The 17,048-nt window shown below is 55.4% G+C and carries 13 protein-coding genes; 2 read left to right on the plus strand and 11 right to left on the minus strand.

The features are described from left to right. Nucleotides 1–33 precede the first annotated feature (33 nt). Entirely contained in the window at nt 34–513 is a 480-nt protein-coding gene (gene folA, locus AL479_RS13310; protein ID WP_061076394.1) for a type 3 dihydrofolate reductase, read from the plus strand. 96 nt (nt 514–609) lie between these two features. On the opposite strand, the gene apaH is transcribed toward folA, so the two are convergent. The 6 genes from apaH to lptD are packed head-to-tail and all read right to left on the minus strand — an operon-like array spanning nt 610 to nt 7,362. Continuing rightward, the gene (gene apaH, locus AL479_RS13315; RefSeq protein WP_061076395.1) at nt 610–1,458 is read right to left on the minus strand and encodes a bis(5'-nucleosyl)-tetraphosphatase (symmetrical) ApaH; all 849 of its coding nucleotides are present in this window, start codon (nt 1,456–1,458) and stop codon (nt 610–612) included. 10 nt (nt 1,459–1,468) lie between these two features. Then, nucleotides 1,469–1,846, minus strand: a complete 378-nt coding sequence (gene apaG, locus AL479_RS13320; RefSeq protein ID WP_046475370.1) for a Co2+/Mg2+ efflux protein ApaG — start codon at nt 1,844–1,846, stop codon at nt 1,469–1,471. Between the two features lie 2 nt (nt 1,847–1,848). Then, nucleotides 1,849–2,670, minus strand: a complete 822-nt coding sequence (gene rsmA / locus AL479_RS13325) for a 16S rRNA (adenine(1518)-N(6)/adenine(1519)-N(6))-dimethyltransferase RsmA (protein ID WP_061076396.1) — start codon at nt 2,668–2,670, stop codon at nt 1,849–1,851. After that, on the minus strand, nt 2,667–3,656 hold the full coding sequence (pdxA, locus tag AL479_RS13330) for a 4-hydroxythreonine-4-phosphate dehydrogenase PdxA (protein WP_061076397.1): 990 nt from the start codon (nt 3,654–3,656) through the stop codon (nt 2,667–2,669). Before pdxA ends, rsmA begins: the two co-directional genes overlap by 4 nt. Then, complete coding sequence (gene surA / locus AL479_RS13335) at nt 3,656–4,942, minus strand: peptidylprolyl isomerase SurA (RefSeq protein ID WP_042997967.1); 1,287 nt, start codon at nt 4,940–4,942, stop codon at nt 3,656–3,658. Before surA ends, pdxA begins: the two co-directional genes overlap by 1 nt. Nucleotides 4,943–4,995: 53 nt before the next feature. Next, complete coding sequence (lptD, locus tag AL479_RS13340; RefSeq protein ID WP_061076398.1) at nt 4,996–7,362, minus strand: LPS assembly protein LptD; 2,367 nt, start codon at nt 7,360–7,362, stop codon at nt 4,996–4,998. Between the two features lie 255 nt (nt 7,363–7,617). Between lptD and djlA the strand changes: the two genes are divergently transcribed. Then, entirely contained in the window at nt 7,618–8,433 is an 816-nt protein-coding gene (djlA, locus tag AL479_RS13345; protein ID WP_061076399.1) for a co-chaperone DjlA, read from the plus strand. Between the two features lie 163 nt (nt 8,434–8,596). On the opposite strand, the gene rluA is transcribed toward djlA, so the two are convergent. The 5 genes from rluA to araA all read right to left on the minus strand — a co-directional run bounded on the left by rluA (nt 8,597) and on the right by araA (nt 17,039). After that, entirely contained in the window at nt 8,597–9,256 is a 660-nt protein-coding gene (gene rluA / locus AL479_RS13350) for a bifunctional tRNA pseudouridine(32) synthase/23S rRNA pseudouridine(746) synthase RluA (RefSeq protein WP_061076400.1), read from the minus strand. Between the two features lie 11 nt (nt 9,257–9,267). Continuing rightward, nucleotides 9,268–12,174: an RNA polymerase-associated protein RapA gene (gene rapA, locus AL479_RS13355; protein WP_061076401.1), complete on the minus strand. Its 2,907-nt coding sequence runs from the start codon at nt 12,172–12,174 to the stop codon at nt 9,268–9,270. 134 nt (nt 12,175–12,308) lie between these two features. Then, nucleotides 12,309–14,660, minus strand: coding sequence for a DNA polymerase II (polB, locus tag AL479_RS13360; protein ID WP_061076402.1), 2,352 nt, complete (start codon nt 14,658–14,660; stop codon nt 12,309–12,311). Nucleotides 14,661–14,744: 84 nt separating this feature from the next. Beyond that, on the minus strand, nt 14,745–15,440 hold the full coding sequence (araD, locus tag AL479_RS13365; protein WP_061076403.1) for an L-ribulose-5-phosphate 4-epimerase: 696 nt from the start codon (nt 15,438–15,440) through the stop codon (nt 14,745–14,747). Nucleotides 15,441–15,536: 96 nt separating this feature from the next. Next, a complete protein-coding gene (araA, locus tag AL479_RS13370) occupies nt 15,537–17,039 on the minus strand; it encodes an L-arabinose isomerase (RefSeq protein WP_061076404.1) in 1,503 nt (500 codons plus the stop codon). Between the last annotated feature and the right edge of the window lie 9 nt (nt 17,040–17,048).

A 17,048-nucleotide genomic window follows, 5' to 3' on the forward strand; every position in this document is an offset into this window, starting at 1 on the left:
GCGACAATTTTTTTTGCTTCCGGGAAATATTCAATGATCAGTCTGATTGCTGCGTTAGCGGTAGATCGCGTTATTGGCATGGAAAACGCCATGCCGTGGAATCTACCTGCGGATCTCGCCTGGTTTAAACGTAATACGTTAAATAAACCTGTCGTTATGGGACGCCATACCTGGGAATCCATCGGCCGACCGTTGCCGGGACGTAAGAACATCGTCATCAGCAGCCAGCCGGGTACTGACGATCGCGTGCAGTGGGTGAAATCGGTTGATGAAGCGATTTCCGCCTGTGGTGATGCGCCAGAAATTATGGTGATTGGTGGTGGTCGTGTGTACGAGCAGTTCCTGCCCAAAGCGCAGAAACTGTATCTGACGCACATTGATGCAGAAGTGGAAGGGGATACGCATTTCCCGGACTACGAACCGGACGACTGGGAATCGGTGTTCAGTGAATTTCACGACGCTGACGGGCAGAACTCGCACAGCTATTGCTTCGAAATTCTGGAACGTCGCTAAGCGATGAGTGCCGGATGGCGACGCTTAGCGTCTTATCCGGCCTACAAAACGATCTCGTAGGCCGGGTAAGCACAGCGCCATCCGGCACTCACAATCTCAGGCGTTAACGGCCTCGCCTTCATTCAGATCCATCTGCCGGTTTGACGGCTGCACAAAGTACTGCTTATCTTCCCAACGCAGGCAGGTTAAATTCCCTCCCCAGCAGCACCCGGTATCCAGCGCATAGATTCCCTCCGGCGTTCCTTTTCCTTCCAGAGACGCCCAGTGACCAAACGCAATGCTATAGGCTTCACTGACCGGTCCGGGGATGGCAAACCACGGTTTTAATGGCGCCGGGGCATCCTCTGGAGATTCTTTGCTGTACATATCCAGTTGCCCGTTCGGGAAGCAGTAACGCATCCGGGTAAAGGCGTTGGTGATAAAGCGCAGACGTGCCAGTCCGGTTAGTTCCGGCGTCCAGTTATTTGGCATGTCGCCATACATGGCGTCGAGGAAGAAGGGGTAAGAGTCACTCGACAGCACCGCTTCAACATCGCGTGCGCAGTCTTTGGCAGTCTGCAAATCCCACTGCGGTGTGATACCCGCATGCGCCATCACCAGTTTCTTCTCTTCATCGATCTGCAACAGCGGTTGACGACGCAGCCAGTTGAGCAGTTTGTCTGCGTCTGGCGCTTCCAGCAGCGGACTCAGCCGGTCTTTCGGTTTGTTACGACTGATACCGGCGAAGACCGCCAGCAGATGCAGGTCGTGATTGCCCAGCACCAGGCGCACACAGTCGCCGAGTGATTTCACATAACGCAGCACGTCCAGTGAACCGGGGCCACGGGCAACCAGATCCCCCGTCAGCCACAGGGTATCGCTTTCAGGGGTAAAATTGACTTGTTGTAGCAATGCGATCAGTTCGTCGTAGCAACCGTGAACGTCGCCAATAAGGTATGTTGCCATAGCTATTGTTTTAGTGAATGAGAGTGGAAACGGCGAGTCGGAAAACCGGAATATCGATGGTAAAGGCGACGCCGTTCTCATCAATCATTTCGTAATGACCCTGCATCGTGCCCAGCGGCGTTTCAATAACGGCGCCGCTGGTGTACTGGTACTCTTCGCCAGGCTCAATGTGCGGCTGAACGCCGACCACACCTTCTCCCTGGACTTCAGTTTCTCGGCCATGACCGTTGGTGATCAACCAATAGCGTCCCAGTAGCTGCACGGGCGCTCGCCCCAAATTGCGGATGGTTACGGTGTAGGCAAAAACGTAACGTTCATCATCAGGTGAGGATTGCGCTTCAATATAGACGCTTTGAACCTGAATACACACTCGGGGCGAATTGATCATACTTAACTCTCCTTCGATGGCGCGTTTTCTGACAGATAGTTCGCCATCTGGCAGTACTGCGCGACAGAGATATTTTCCGCTCGCATTGCCGGGTCAATACCCAGTTCCGTCAAGACCTCAACGCTGAACAGATTGCCGAGGCTGTTACGAATCGTTTTACGGCGCTGGTTGAACGCTTCAGTGGTGATGCGGCTCAACAGGCGAATATCGTTGACCGGGTAGGGCATCGTGGTGTGCGGCACCAGGCGCACCACGGCGGAATCCACTTTTGGCGGCGGCGTGAAGGCGGACGGCGGCACTTCAAGCACCGGGATCACGTTACAATAATATTGCGCCATGACGCTTAAGCGACCATACGCTTTACTGTTTGGTCCTGCAACCAGACGATTCACCACCTCTTTTTGCAACATAAAGTGCATATCGGCAATGGCATCAGTATAGCTAAACAGGTGGAACATCAGCGGCGTAGAGATGTTATAAGGCAGGTTACCGAACACGCGTAGCGGTTGTCCCATCTTTTCAGACAATTCGCCAAAATTCATGGTCATGGCGTCCTGCTGATAGATAGTCAGCTTGGGTCCCAGGAAGGGATGCGTTTGCAGACGTGCGGCCAGATCGCGGTCAAGTTCAATGACCGTCAGCGCATCCAGACGTTCGCCAACCGGCTCCGTCAGCGCAGCCAGACCGGGGCCGATTTCGACCATCGCCTGACCCTTTTGCGGGTTAATGGCGGAGACAATACTGTCGATCACAAACTGATCGTTGAGGAAGTTTTGCCCGAAGCGTTTACGGGCTAAGTGGCCCTGATGGACTCGATTATTCATTGGGTATTAACAATCATTTTGATGGCGAGATTAAGCGCCGTAATAAAACTGCCGACATCAGCTTCACCCCGGCCCGCCAGTTCAAGCGCGGTGCCGTGATCCACCGAGGTACGAATAAAGGGCAGGCCCAGCGTGATATTCACGCCACGACCAAATCCCTGGTATTTTAGCACGGGGAGACCCTGATCGTGGTACATCGCCAGCACAGCATCAGCATGTTGCAGATATTTGGCCTGAAACAGCGTGTCGGCGGGTAATGGACCTGTCAATTTCATCCCTTGCGCGCGGAGCGTATCGAGCACCGGAACGATCGTGTCGATCTCCTCGCTGCCCATATGCCCCCCTTCACCGGCATGCGGATTCAGACCACAGACCAGCACGTGCGGATCGTCCACGCCAAATTTGGTGCGCAGATCGTGATGCAGAATGCCAATCACTTCGTGCAGCAGCGCTGGCGTAATGGCATCGGCGACGTCACGCAGCGGCAGGTGGGTCGTCGCCAGTGCGACGCGTAACTCCTCCGTCGCCAGCATCATCACCACTTTTTTCGCCTGCGAGCGCTCTTCAAAAAACTCGGTGTGACCGGTGAAAGGCACACCCGCGTCGTTGATAACGCCCTTATGCACAGGGCCCGTAATCAGCGCCGCAAATTCACCCTCTACACAGCCGTCACAGGCACGCGCCAGGGTCTGCACCACATACTCGCCATTCTCCACGGCCAACTGCCCTGGAAAGACAGGCGCACGAAGTGCGACCGGTAACAGCGTAAGCGTGCCGGCAGTCTGCGGTTGGGCAGGGCTTTGTGGGGAGTAAGGGCGTAACGTGAGGGGAAGACCGAGCAGTGCCGCCCGGTCAGCCAATACCGTGGCATCGGCACAGACCACCAGTTCAACCGGCCAGTCGCGCTGGGCAAGTTGAACGACGAGATCCGGACCAATCCCGGCGGGCTCGCCGGGAGTGATCACTACACGTTGAGCAACCGTCATTAATTGCTCAGGATTTTAACGTAAGCGCTGGCGCGCTGTTCCTGCATCCAGGTTGCTGCTTCTTCTGAGAACTTCCGGTTCATCAGCATACGGTAAGCGCGATCTTTCTGCGCGGCGTCGGTTTTATCGACGTTACGCGTATCCAGCAGTTCGATCAGGTGCCAGCCGAAAGAGGAGTGCACCGGTGCGCTCATCTGACCTTTGTTCATACGGGTTAATGCATCACGGAATGCCGGATCGAAAATGTCCGCAGCCGCCCAGCCCAGATCGCCGCCCTGGTTAGCCGAGCCGGGATCCTGAGAGAACTCTTTCGCTGCGGCCGCAAAGGTGGTTTTACCACTCTTAATATCAGCGGCGATTTGCTCAAGCTTCAGACGCGCCTGCTGATCGGTCATGATCGGCGATGGTTTCAGCAGAATATGGCGAGCGTGAACTTCGGTCACGGAGATGCTCTGACTCTGGCCGCGCATATCGTTGACTTTCAGGATATGGAAGCCGACGCCGGAACGAATCGGGCCAACGATGTCGCCTTTCTTCGCGGTACTCAGCGCCTGAGCAAAAATGCCTGGCAGTTCCTGAATACGACCCCAACCCATTTGGCCGCCTTTCAGCGCCTGCTGGTCAGCAGAGTAGGTGATCGCCAGTTTGCCGAAGTCGCTGCCGTTACGGGCTTGATCGACAATGGAACGCGCCTGAGATTCTGCTTCGTTCACCTGGTCAGACGTTGGGTTTTCCGGCAGTGGGATCAGGATGTGGCTCAGATTCAGTTCTGTGCTGGCATCATTTTGATTGCCAACCTGCTGCGCCAGCGCATCCACTTCCTGCGGCAGGATCGTCACGCGGCGTCGCACTTCGTTATTACGCACTTCAGAGATGGTCATCTCTTTACGGATCTGATTACGGTAGGTTGAGTAGCTCAGACCATCGTAAGCCAGACGGCTGCGCATCTGGTCCAGCGTCATGTTGTTCTGTTTAGCGATATTGGCAATCGCCTGATCAAGCTGTTCGTCAGAGATTTTTACGCCCATCTTCTGACCCATCTGCAGGACAATCTGATCCATGATCAGACGTTCCAGGATCTGATGACGCAGCGTAGCGTCGTCCGGAAGCTGTTGACCTGCCTGGTTGGCGTTCAGTTTGACGGACTGCATCAGGCCATCAACGTCGCTTTCCAGTACCACACCGTTATTTACGACGGCTGCGACTTTATCGACTACCTGCGGGGCAGCGAAACTGGTATTCGCGATCATGGCGATACCGAGAAGCAGCGTTTTCCAGTTCTTCATACTTTTTCCATTTCAATTAACCGCACTGCGGATTACGTGGTAAATCAATCAGATCACAAAGAGTTTTGATACGGCAAAATGTTGGAACGTAACATCTCGCTCGTGCCGAGACCGTAGTTGGAACTCAGGCCGCGAAGTTCAATGTTAAAGCCAATCACGTTGTCATACACCGCGTGTTCTTTATCGCTATCCCAACCGTTCAGCTTACGCTCATAACCGACGCGGATCGCATAACAGCAGGAGTTGTATTGCACGCCCAACATCTGGTCGGCGGGTTTACTCACGTTGGTGTCGAAGTAGTAGGCACCAACAATCGACCAGCGATCGGCGATTGGCCAACTGGCGACGGTACCGATCTGGCTGATCCCGTTTTTGTACTGCTCAGCTTTCCAGCGATTATCCTCACTGTTCCTTGGTAAGGTTGCCTGAATATACTCCGGGCTGGCATAACGGTAATTCAACTGTATGAGACGGTCTTCATCGCGACGATATTCAAGACTCGAACTGCTGGTGGCGACGCTATCCAGACGGGTGTCGTACTGAATACCACCACGCAGGCCCCAACGTTCCGAAATACGCCAGTAGGTGTCGCCCGCCCATACTAATGAACCTGTCTGGTCATCGTTCTCCCATTGGATGTTGTCATCGCCGGTGCGAGACTCCGTGAAATAGTAGATTTGACCAACAGAAACATTAAAACGTTCAACCGCTGCGTCATCATATACGCGAGATGTGACGCCCGTCGTGACCTGGTTGGCGGAGGCAATGCGGTCCAGACCGCCATAGCTACGGTCACGGAACAGGCCGGTATAGTCAGATTGCAGCAGGGAAGAGTCGTAGTTATAGATGTTGCTCTGGTCGCGATACGGCACGTACAGGTACTGCGCACGCGGCTCCAGCGTCTGGGTATAACCCGGCGCGAGCATGTTCATATCCCGTTCAAACACCATCTTGCCGTCGACTTTGAACTGCGGCATCACACGGTTGGCGGTATCGTCCAGCTGGGTTGAATAACGGCTGTTGTACCAGTCAAGATTGGTTTGCTGATAATGGGTTGCCAGCAGTTTCGCTTCGGTGTTGATGCTGCCCCACTGGTTCGACAACGGCAGGCTGACGGTCGGCTCCAGGTGCAGACGCGTCGCTTCCGGCATGTTGTCTTTGGTATTCACAAAATGCACGGCCTGGCCATAAATACGGGTATCGAACGGACCCAGGTCGTTCTGATAGAAGTTGGCGTCTAACTGCGGTTCAGCGGAATAACTGCTGGTGTTCTGATCGCTGAACACCTGGAACTGTTTGGTTGAGACCGTGGCGTCAAAGTTCTGCACCGCGTAGCCGACGCTGAATTTCTGCGTCGCGTAGCCGTCGGTACTTGAACCGTACTTGTTATCGAAATCATTAAAGTAACTGGAGTCGCTCACCTTGGTGTAGTTGACGTTGAAGCGCCACACCTGGTCCATCACCCCCGAGTGCTGCCAGTAAAACAGCCAGCGGCGTGAGTTGTCATCGTTCGGGTGCTCGTCGTCGTAGACGCGATCGGAATTCAGATAGTCGAATTCCATGATGCCGGCGCCTGCATGGCTCAGGTAGCGGAATTCGTTCTCCCACATCACGCCGCCGCGACGGTGCATATAGTGCGGCGTCAGGGTCGCATCCATGTTTGGCGCGATGTTCCAGTAATACGGCAGATAGAACTCAAAATAGTTCTTCGACGAGTACTTGGCGTTGGGGATCAGGAAACCGGAGCGGCGTTTATCCCCTACCGGCAACTGCAAATACGGACTGTAAAAGATCGGAACCGGACCCAGCTTAAAGCGGGCGTTCCAGATTTCCGCGACCTGTTCTTCACGGTCGTGGATCACTTCGCTACCAACGACGCTCCAGGTATCAGAACCCGGCAGACAGGAGGTGAAACTCCCGTTCTCAAGAATGGTATAGCGGTTTTCGCCGCGCTGTTTCATCAGATCCGCTTTACCGCGGCCCTGACGGCCCACCATCTGGTAGTCGCCTTCCCAGACGTTGGTGTCTTTGGTGTTCAGGTTCGCCCAGCCCTTCGGTCCTTTCAGGATAACCTGGTTGTCATCGTAATGGACGTTGCCGAGCGCATCAACGGTACGCACGGGCTCAGGCTGACCCTGAGCCTCTTTCTGATGAAGCTGCACCTCGTCGGCCTGCAGACGGCTGTTGCCCTGCATGATGTCCACATTGCCGGTAAACACCGCGTCGTCAGGATAATTTCCTTTCGCATGATCGGCATTAATCGTGACGGGGAGTTCATTTGTCTCGCCCTGCACCAGAGGACGGTCATAGCTTGGCACGCCTAACATACATTGTGAGGCGAGACTGGCTGCCAGACCCTGTTGACTGTAAAGGGCAGTGGCAATCATGGTGGCCAGAAGGGTGGGAATACGTTTTTTCATACGTTGTATTTTATTGTTCCATCATCAGTAGCGTCGCGCGTGACAAACCGCCACAGCCTAACTTACTCATGTTCGTAGCGCTAGTGTTAATCCTGCCGCTATAGCGTCTGTGGTGTTAGTCACGGCTGTGAATGACAGGTATGATAATGCAAATTATAGGCGATGTCCCACAATTGACCGTAGCCGAAAGATCGTAAAAAGCCGCTTATTTTGTGGGACCTGGCCTCACCGAGAGTGAGACAAATTGGGGAGTCTATGCAGTACTGGGGAAAAATAATTGGCGTGGCCGTGGCTCTGCTCATGGGCGGCGGCTTTTGGGGCGTGGTTCTGGGGCTATTGATCGGCCACATGTTCGACAAAGCTCGCAGCCGCAAACTGGCGTGGTTTGCCAACCAGCGTGAGCGTCAGGCGCTGTTTTTTGCCACCACCTTTGAGGTGATGGGGCACTTAACCAAATCGAAAGGCCGGGTTACCGAAGCCGATATCCATGTCGCCAATGTGCTGATGGATCGGATGAATTTGCACGGTGAATCGCGATCGGCTGCGCAAAATGCGTTTCGTATCGGAAAATCAGATAATTACCCGTTACGTGAAAAAATGCGTCAGTTTCGTAGCGTCTGTTTTGGCCGCTTCGATCTTATTCGCATGTTTCTTGAAATTCAGATTCAGGCGGCGTTTGCCGATGGTTCGCTGCATCCCAACGAGCGTGAAGTGCTGTATGTGATTGCCGAAGAGCTGGGTATTTCCCGGACTCAGTTCGATCAGTTCCTGCGCATGATGCAAGGGGGCGCACAGTTTGGCGGCGGTTATCAACAGCAGTCCGGCGGCGGTGGCTGGCAGCAGGCGCAACGCGGCCCGACGCTGGAGGACGCCTGCAACGTACTGGGGGTTAAGTCCACCGACGATGCGACCACCATTAAACGCGCTTACCGTAAGCAAATGAGCGAGCACCATCCGGATAAGCTGGTGGCGAAAGGTCTGCCGCCCGAAATGATGGAAATGGCGAAGCAAAAAGCACAGGAAATTCAGAAGGCTTACGAGCTGATCAAAGAGCAGAAAGGCTTTAAATAAATATACACGGCATCCTTCAAGCTGCCTCTTTGTTGGCCGCGCTGTGAAACCCCAGTCACATAGTTATCTATGCTCCTGGGGATTTCTTCGCTTGCCGCCTCGATGCATCTCGAATGATTTGTGTCTATTCGCGAGCGTAATTCAAAGGGGCTACGTTATAAGATTAAAAATCAGCCGGCGCTTTAAACGTCATGCTGTTGCCGTATGCGGGATGGGTGATGGTCAGCATCTCGGCATGCAGTTGCAGTCGGGGGGCCCGCGCCAGCGCCTCCGGCGGCGCATAAAAACGGTCGCCGAGGATGGGGTGGCCTAACGCCAGCATATGCACGCGCAGTTGGTGCGAACGCCCGGTGATGGGCTTCAGCACCACTCGCGCGGTGTTATCTTCCGCGAACTCCACGACTTCATATTCGGTCTGCGCCGCTTTGCCGGTTTCATAACACACTTTCTGTTTCGGACGATTCGGCCAGTCGCAGATCAGCGGTAAATCCACCAGTCCCTCTGCGGGCGCGGGATGCCCCCATACCCGCGCCACATACTGTTTTTTCGGCTCGCGCTCGCGAAACTGACGCTTCAGCTCTCGCTCTGCCGCCTTGGTGAGGGCGACTACAATCACGCCGCTGGTCGCCATATCCAGACGATGCACGGATTCAGCCTGCGGATAGTCGCGTTGAATACGCGTCATCACGCTGTCTTTATGCTCCTCAAGACGACCAGGCACGGATAACAGGCCGCTCGGCTTGTTGACCACCATAATGTGCTCATCCTGATACAGGGTAACCAGCCAGGGATCCTGCGGCGGATTGTAGTTTTCCATCCCCATATTTGACTCCGTTACTGATGCGTGACGACGATAAGACGCAGGGCATCCAGACGCCATCCTGCCTGATTCAGGCTTTCCAGTACCTGCTGACGGTTGCTTTCAATCGCCGCGAGTTCGTCATCACGAATGTTTGGGTTGACGGCGCGCAGCGCTTCCAGGCGCGACAGTTCAGCAGACAGTTTTTCATCCGCTTCATTGCGCGCAGCGTCAATCAGGGCGCGGGCGGACTTCTCAACCTGCGCTTCCCCCAGTTGCAGAATCGCATGAACATCCTGCTGCACCGCGTTAACCAGCTTGCTGCCGGTGTGGCGGTTTACAGCACTCAACTGGCGGTTGAAGGTTTCAAACTCCACCTGCGCAGCGAGGTTGTTGCCGTTTTTGTCCAGCAGCATGCGCACCGGCGTCGGCGGCAGGAAGCGGTTAAGCTGCAACTGCTTCGGCGCCTGGGCTTCCACAACGTATACCAGTTCCAGCAGCAGCGTACCGACCGGCAGCGCCTTATTTTTCAACAAGGAAATGGTACTGCTACCGGTATCACCGGAGAGGATCAGATCCAGCCCGTTACGAATCAGCGGATGTTCCCATGTAATAAACTGGGCGTCTTCACGCGACAGCGCCACGTCACGTTCAAAGGTAATGGTACAACCGTCTTCCGGCAGCCCCGGGAAGTCCGGAACCAGCATGTGATCGGATGGGGTCAGTACAATCAGGTTTTCGCCGCGATCGTCCTGGTTAATCCCCACGATATCAAACAGGTTCATGGCAAAGGCGATCAGGCTGGTGTCGTCGTCCTGCTCTTCAATGCTCTCAGCCAGTTGTTGCGCCTTTTCGCCGCCGTTGGAGTGGATCTCCAGCAGACGGTCGCGGCCCTGTTCCAGCTGCGTCTTCAGCGCTTCGTGTTGTTCACGACAGCTTTTGATCAGCTCATCAAAGCCGTCGGTCTCTTCTGGCGCCGCCAGGTAGTTAATCAGGTTGCTGTAAACCGAGTCATAGATGGCGCGACCGGTCGGGCAGGTATGTTCGAACGCATCCAGACCTTCGTGATACCAGCGAACCAGCACCGACTGGGCGGTTTTCTCTAAATATGGGACGTGGATATGGATATCGTGCGCCTGGCCGATGCGATCGAGACGGCCAATACGCTGCTCCAGCAGATCCGGGTTAAACGGCAGGTCGAACATCACCAGGTTACTGGCAAACTGGAAGTTACGGCCTTCCGAGCCGATTTCTGAACACAGCAGCACCTGCGCGCCACTGTCCTCTTCGCCGAACCAGGCGGCGGCGCGGTCACGTTCGATAATCGACATCCCTTCGTGGAAGACCGCCGCACGGATACCTTCGCGCTCGCGCAGCACTTGCTCCAGTTGCAGGGCGGTTGCCGCCTTCGCACAGATCACCAGCACTTTCTGCGAGCGATGGCTGGTCAGGTAGCCCATCAGCCACTCAACACGCGGGTCGAAGTTCCACCAGGTGCCAGTATCCCCTTCAAATTCCTGATAAATCTGTTCCGGATAGAGCATGTCGCGCGCTCTGTCTTCGGCGTTTTTGCGGGCACCCATAATGCCGGACACTTTAATGGCCGTCTGATACTGCGTCGGCAGCGGCAGCTTAATGGTGTGCAGTTCGCGTTTCGGGAAGCCTTTTACGCCATTACGGGTGTTACGGAACAGCACGCGGCTGGTGCCGTGGCGGTCCATCAGCATGGAGACCAGCTCCTGACGCGCGTTCTGCGCACCGTCGCGGTCGCTGTTCGCGGTTTGCAACAGCGGCTCAATGTCTTGCTCGCCAATCAGTTCGCCCAGCATGTTGAGTTCTTCATTGCTGAGCTTGTTACCGGCCAGCAGCATGGCGACGGCGTCGGCAACCGGGCGATAATTTTTCTGCTCTTCAACAAATTGCGCGAAATCGTGGAAACGGTTGGGATCCAGCAGACGCAGACGCGCAAAGTGGCTTTCCATACCCAGTTGTTCCGGGGTGGCGGTCAGCAACAGTACGCCTGGCACGCGTTCCACCAGTTGTTCTATCGCCACATATTCACGGCTCGGCGCCTCTTCGCTCCAGACGAGATGGTGGGCTTCATCGACAACCAGCAGATCCCACTCGGCATCACACAAGTGTTCCAGACGCTGTTTGTTACGGCGGGCGAAGTCCAGAGAGCAGATCACCAACTGTTCGGTTTCGAACGGGTTAAACGCATCGTGCTGCGCTTCGGCGTAGCGCTCGTCGTCAAACAGGGCGAAACGCAGGTTAAAACGGCGCAGCATTTCGACCAGCCACTGATGCTGCAAGGTTTCCGGCACAATGATCAGCACGCGTTCTGCCGCGCCAGAAAGCAGTTGTTGATGCAGGATCATCCCGGCTTCAATGGTTTTGCCCAGACCCACTTCATCCGCCAGCAGTACGCGCGGCGCATGACGGCGACCCACGTCGTGGGCGATGTTGAGCTGATGAGGGATCAGGCTGGTGCGCTGGCCGCGCAGGCCGCTCCACGGCATGCGGTATTGCTCACTTTGAAATTTACGTGCGCGGTAGCGCAGCGCAAACCGATCCATGCGGTCAATCTGACCAGCAAACAGGCGATCCTGCGGTTTGCTGAACGCCAGTTTGCTGTCGAGCAGGACTTCACGCAGCGTCACGCCGGCTTCTTCGGTATCAAGACGGGTGCCAATGTAGGCAAGCAAACCATTTTCTTCTTTTACTTCATCGATTTGCAGCTGCCAGCCTTCATGGCTGGTAATGGTATCGCCAGGGTTGAACATCACGCGGGTCACGGGGGAGTCACTGCGCGCATACAGACGGTTTTCACCGGTGGAGGGGAAAAGCAAAGTGACGGTGCGCGCATCCATGGCAACAACGGTTCCAAGTCCCAGTTCGCTTTCTGTATCGCTGATCCAGCGTTGACCAAGTGTAAAAGGCATATTTGTTCGGCTCTATATCTTTAATTGCAGGCAATAATCACCCTCTGCCAGGGAGATGCTATGGCAGAACGGTAAATTGGGTCCAGGAATGGAAAGGGCGCTATGGTAATGGATGGCGATGGATTCGTCACGCGTCAAAATAACCCTAATTGGCCTGTCAGTAGTGTAGCAAAGTTATCATCAATGAAGGGAAGAATTCCTTCCGCAACGGGCTGGAGCTGGCGCGTCAGATAATGCTCGTAATCCAGCGGCGAGTGCTGATAATCCTTTGGCTCCGGGCCGTTCAGGGTCCAGACATAGTGAATGGTGCCGCGGTTCTGGTACTGCGCCGGGCGTCCCCGCTTCAGGTTTTCTTCGTCAGCCAGTCTGGCGGCGCGCACGTGTGGCGGAACGTTGCGCTGGTACTCGCTTAACGGTCGACGCAGACGCTTGCGATAGACCAGACGCTCGTCCAGCTCGCCCGCCATCAGCCGATCAATGGTGTCGCGAACGTAATCCTGGTACGGTTCGTGACGAAAAATGCGCAGATACAATTCTTGCTGGAACTGCTGCGCCAGCGGTGTCCAGTCGGTACGCACGGTTTCCAGTCCTTTAAACACCATCCGCTGGTTTTCTCCTTCCTGAATCAGACCCGCGTAGCGTTTTTTGCTGCCGGTATCCGCGCCACGGATGGTGGGCATCAGAAAGCGGCAGAAATGCGTTTCATACTCCAGTTCCAGCGCGCTGGTAAGATTCTTTTCCTGAAGTGACTGCGTCCACCAGGCGTTGACGTGCTCCACTAACGCGCGACCGATTTTCGCCGCCTCCTCTTCTGTGTGGGCGCGCTTCAGCCAGACGAAGGTGGAGTCGGTATCGCCATAAATTACGTCATAGCCCTGGGCTTCAATGAGCGCTTTGGTCTGGCGCATGATCGCATGACCGCGCATGGTGATTGACGATGCCAGACGCGGATCGAAAAAGCGGCAGGCCGTCGTGCCGAGCACACCGTAAAAGGCATTCATGATGATCTTCAGCGCCTGAGAAAGCGGTTTATTACCGTGCCGTTTGGCGTCGTCACGACCCTGCCAGATCGACGTCACAATTTCTGGCAGGCAGTGTTTTTCTCGTGAGAACCAGGCGTCGAGAAATCCCTCGGTGCTGTGTTCGGGATCAGGGTGCGCCATCCCTTCCACCAGTCCGACAGGGTCGATCAAAAAGGTGCGAATGATCGAGGGGTACAGGCTTTTGTAATCCAGTACCAGTACCGAATCATATAAGCCGGGACGCGAATCCATCACGTAACCGCCGGGGCTGGCGTGGGGCGGCACTTCACCGAGGTTCGGCGCAACATACCCGGCGCGATGCATACGCGGAAAATAGAGGTGGCCAAACGCGGCGACCGAACCGCCGTGACGATCGACAGGTAATCCGTTGACCGTGGCACGCTCTAACAGGAACGGCACGATCTCGGTTTTATGAAAGACTCGCGTCACCAGCTCGCAATCTTTCAGATTGTAGGTGGCGAGCGCGGGTTTATCTTCGGCAAAACGTCTGTCGATCTCATCCATGCGATCCCATGGATTATCGATCGATTTACCTTCCCCAAGCAGTTCCTGCGAAACGGTCTCCAGCGAAAACGACGAGAAATTCCAGAAGGCAGACTTCAGCGCCTCAATACCGTCAACGATCAGCCGACCTTTCGCCTGGGCGAAAAAAACGCCATTTTTAAAACCGTGCTCACGCCACTCGAGTTCGCTGTTATCGCGGCCAAAACGCAGCGGGATACGGTAGCGCTCAGCATGTTTTTGCAACACGCGAAGGTCGAACTGCACCAGATTCCAGCCGATGATGATGTCGGGATCGTGGCGGGCAACCCACTCGTTTAGCTTTTCCAGCAGTTGTGGGCGGCTGTTGACATACTCAAGCTGGAAATCGAGCGCTGATGAATCGCCATTTTCGGGGCCGAGCATATAGACAATGCGCTGCCCGCAGCCTTCAAGCCCAATGCAGTACAACTCGCCGTGGCGGGTGGTTTCAATATCCAGAGACAACCACTTGAGCGGGGGACGATAGTCGGGATGGGGCTTTAATCGCGCATTGACGATTGCACCGTTGCGCGTCTCACCTTCGACCCACACCGGCGAGGTGATAAAGCGTTCCATCAGATAACGCTCCGGCGGGCGGACATCGCCTTCATAAACCGTCACGCCATTCTCGCGCAACAGCTTTTCCAGTCGCATCAACTGGCGATGCGAGCGGCAGTAAAGACCTGAAACCGGCTGACGATGAAAATCTTTGAGGTTAAGCGGCGTCAGGCGGTAGCCATTTTCACTGCTTAATACCGACGTGACGCGGGCGGTTAGCGCGGTAGGGATAAACGCAACGGATTCTTGCGGCGCAAGCGTAACCTGCAAAGGCCCGCTGTCTGTTGCCAGCCAGAAGGAGACTTCAGTTCCCTGCGACGTATCCCGCCAGTGCCGGGTTAAGATAAAACCTGCCTGCGCCACGCTGTTTATCCATCAAAAAAACCAGGCATGATTATAGCCTGGTTCAACGTGTTGTGCTGGGGTTTTATACAGTTATTGGCGCTGCTACTGCCCGTAATAGGCTTTCGCTCCGTGCTTGCGAAGGTAATGCTTGTCCAGCAACGTTTGCTGCATATCGGGTAACTGTGGCGCGAGCTGGCGGCAGAAAATGCCCATATAGGCGACCTCTTCTAAGACGATGGCGTTATGCACAGCGTCTTCGGCGTTTTTCCCCCACGCAAAGGGACCGTGTGAATGCACCAGCACCCCGGGCATCTGCGCGGCGTCGATGCCCTGTTTTGCAAAGGTTTCGACAATGACGTTGCCGGTTTCCCACTCATACTCGCCGTTGATTTCGCTATCGGTCATTTTGCGGGTGCAGGGAATCGCGCCATAGAAATAGTCGGCGTGCGTAGTGCCCGTTGCCGGAATGGACTGCCCGGCCTGTGCCCAGATGGTTGCATGGCGCGAATGAGTATGCACAATACCGCCAATAGAGGGGAAAGCCTGGTACAGCAGACGATGCGTCGGCGTATCGGACGAGGGCTTTTTCTTACCTTCAATCACTTCACCCGTCGCGATGCTGACAACCACCATATCATCTGCGGTCATCACGCTGTAATCAACGCCGGAAGGTTTGATCACAAAGACACCGCGCTCGCGATCGACCGCGCTGACGTTCCCCCAGGTGAGCGTGACCAGATTGTGCTTTGGCAGCGCCAGATTCGCTTCCAGTACCTGACGTTTGAGATCTTCTAGCATGTTTTTTCTCCCTGCCTGATGACGACGTAAACGCCTTATCAGGCCTACGCAGAGAGGTAGGCCTGATCAGCAAAGCGCCATCAGGCAACCATTCGCTTAACGTTTAAAGCCGTAATACACTTCGTTCCAGCGCAGCGCGTCCTTGAAGGCGGGCAGGCGGGTATCGTTATCAATCACGGTGATTTCGATATCGTGCATTTCGGCGAACTGACGCATGTCGTTGAGATCCAGCGCATGGCTGAAGACGGTATGGTGCGCTCCGCCGGCCAGGATCCACGCTTCCGACGCGGTCGGCAGATCCGGTTGGGCTTTCCACAGCGCGTTGGCGACCGGCAGTTTCGGCAGCGCGTGCGGGGTTTTCACGGTGTCGATGCAGTTGACCAGCAGACGATAGCGATCGCCGAGGTCGATCAGGCTGGCCACGATCGCCGGACCGGTCTTCGTATTGAAGATCAGACGAGCGGGATCGTCTTTACCGCCAATGCCAAGATGCTGGACATCGAGGATCGGTTTTTCGTCCACCGCGATCGATGGACACACTTCCAGCATGTGGGAGCCGAGCACCAGATCGTTGCCTTTCTCGAAGTGATAGGTGTAATCCTCCATAAAAGAGGTGCCGCCCTGCAGACCGGTTGACATCACTTTCATGATGCGAAGCAGAGCGGCAGTTTTCCAGTCGCCTTCGCCGGCAAAGCCATAGCCCTGCTGCATCAGACGCTGTACGGCCAGACCCGGAAGTTGTTTCAGACCGTGCAAATCTTCAAAGGTGGTGGTGAACGCGTGAAAGCCGCCCTGTTCCAGGAAGCGCTTCATGCCCAGCTCAATACGCGCCGCTTCCAGCACGTTCTGGCGTTTTTCACCGTGAACCTGCGTGGCGGCGGTCAGGGTGTAGCTGCTTTCGTATTCATCAATCAGGGCATTGATGTCGCCGTCGCTGATGGAATTCACCACCTGCACCAGATCGCCCACCGCCCAGGTGTTGACCGAGAAGCCGAACTTGATCTGCGCGGCAACTTTATCGCCATCGGTAACCGCCACTTCACGCATATTGTCGCCAAAGCGGCACACTTTCAGATGACGGGTATCTTGTTTCGACACCGCATGACGCATCCAGGCGCCGATACGAGCATGAGCCTGTTGATCCTGCCAGTGACCGGTGACTACCGCGTGTTGCTGGCGCATACGCGCGCCGATGAAGCCGAACTCGCGGCCGCCGTGCGCAGTCTGGTTGAGGTTCATAAAGTCCATGTCGATGCTGTCCCACGGCAGGGCGGCATTGAACTGGGTGTGGAATTGCAGCAGCGGTTTGTTGAGGATTGTCAGGCCGTTGATCCACATTTTGGCTGGAGAGAAGGTATGCAGCCAGACCACCAGACCCGCACAGCGATCGTCATAGTTTGCGTCACGGCAAATGGCGGTGATCTCATCCGGTGTGGTCCCCAGTGGTTTTAACACCAGCTTGCAGGGCAGTTTCGCTTCGGTATTCAGCGCCTTGACGACGTGCTCCGCGTGTTGAGTGACCTGACGCAGCGTCTCAGGGCCGTACAAATGCTGGCTGCCAATTACAAACCACACTTCATAGTTATCAAAAATAGTCATTGTCGTGTC

The sequence above is a fragment of the Citrobacter amalonaticus genome (assembly GCF_001559075.2).
GTDB classification, from domain to species: Bacteria; Pseudomonadota; Gammaproteobacteria; order Enterobacterales; family Enterobacteriaceae; genus Citrobacter_A; species Citrobacter_A amalonaticus_F.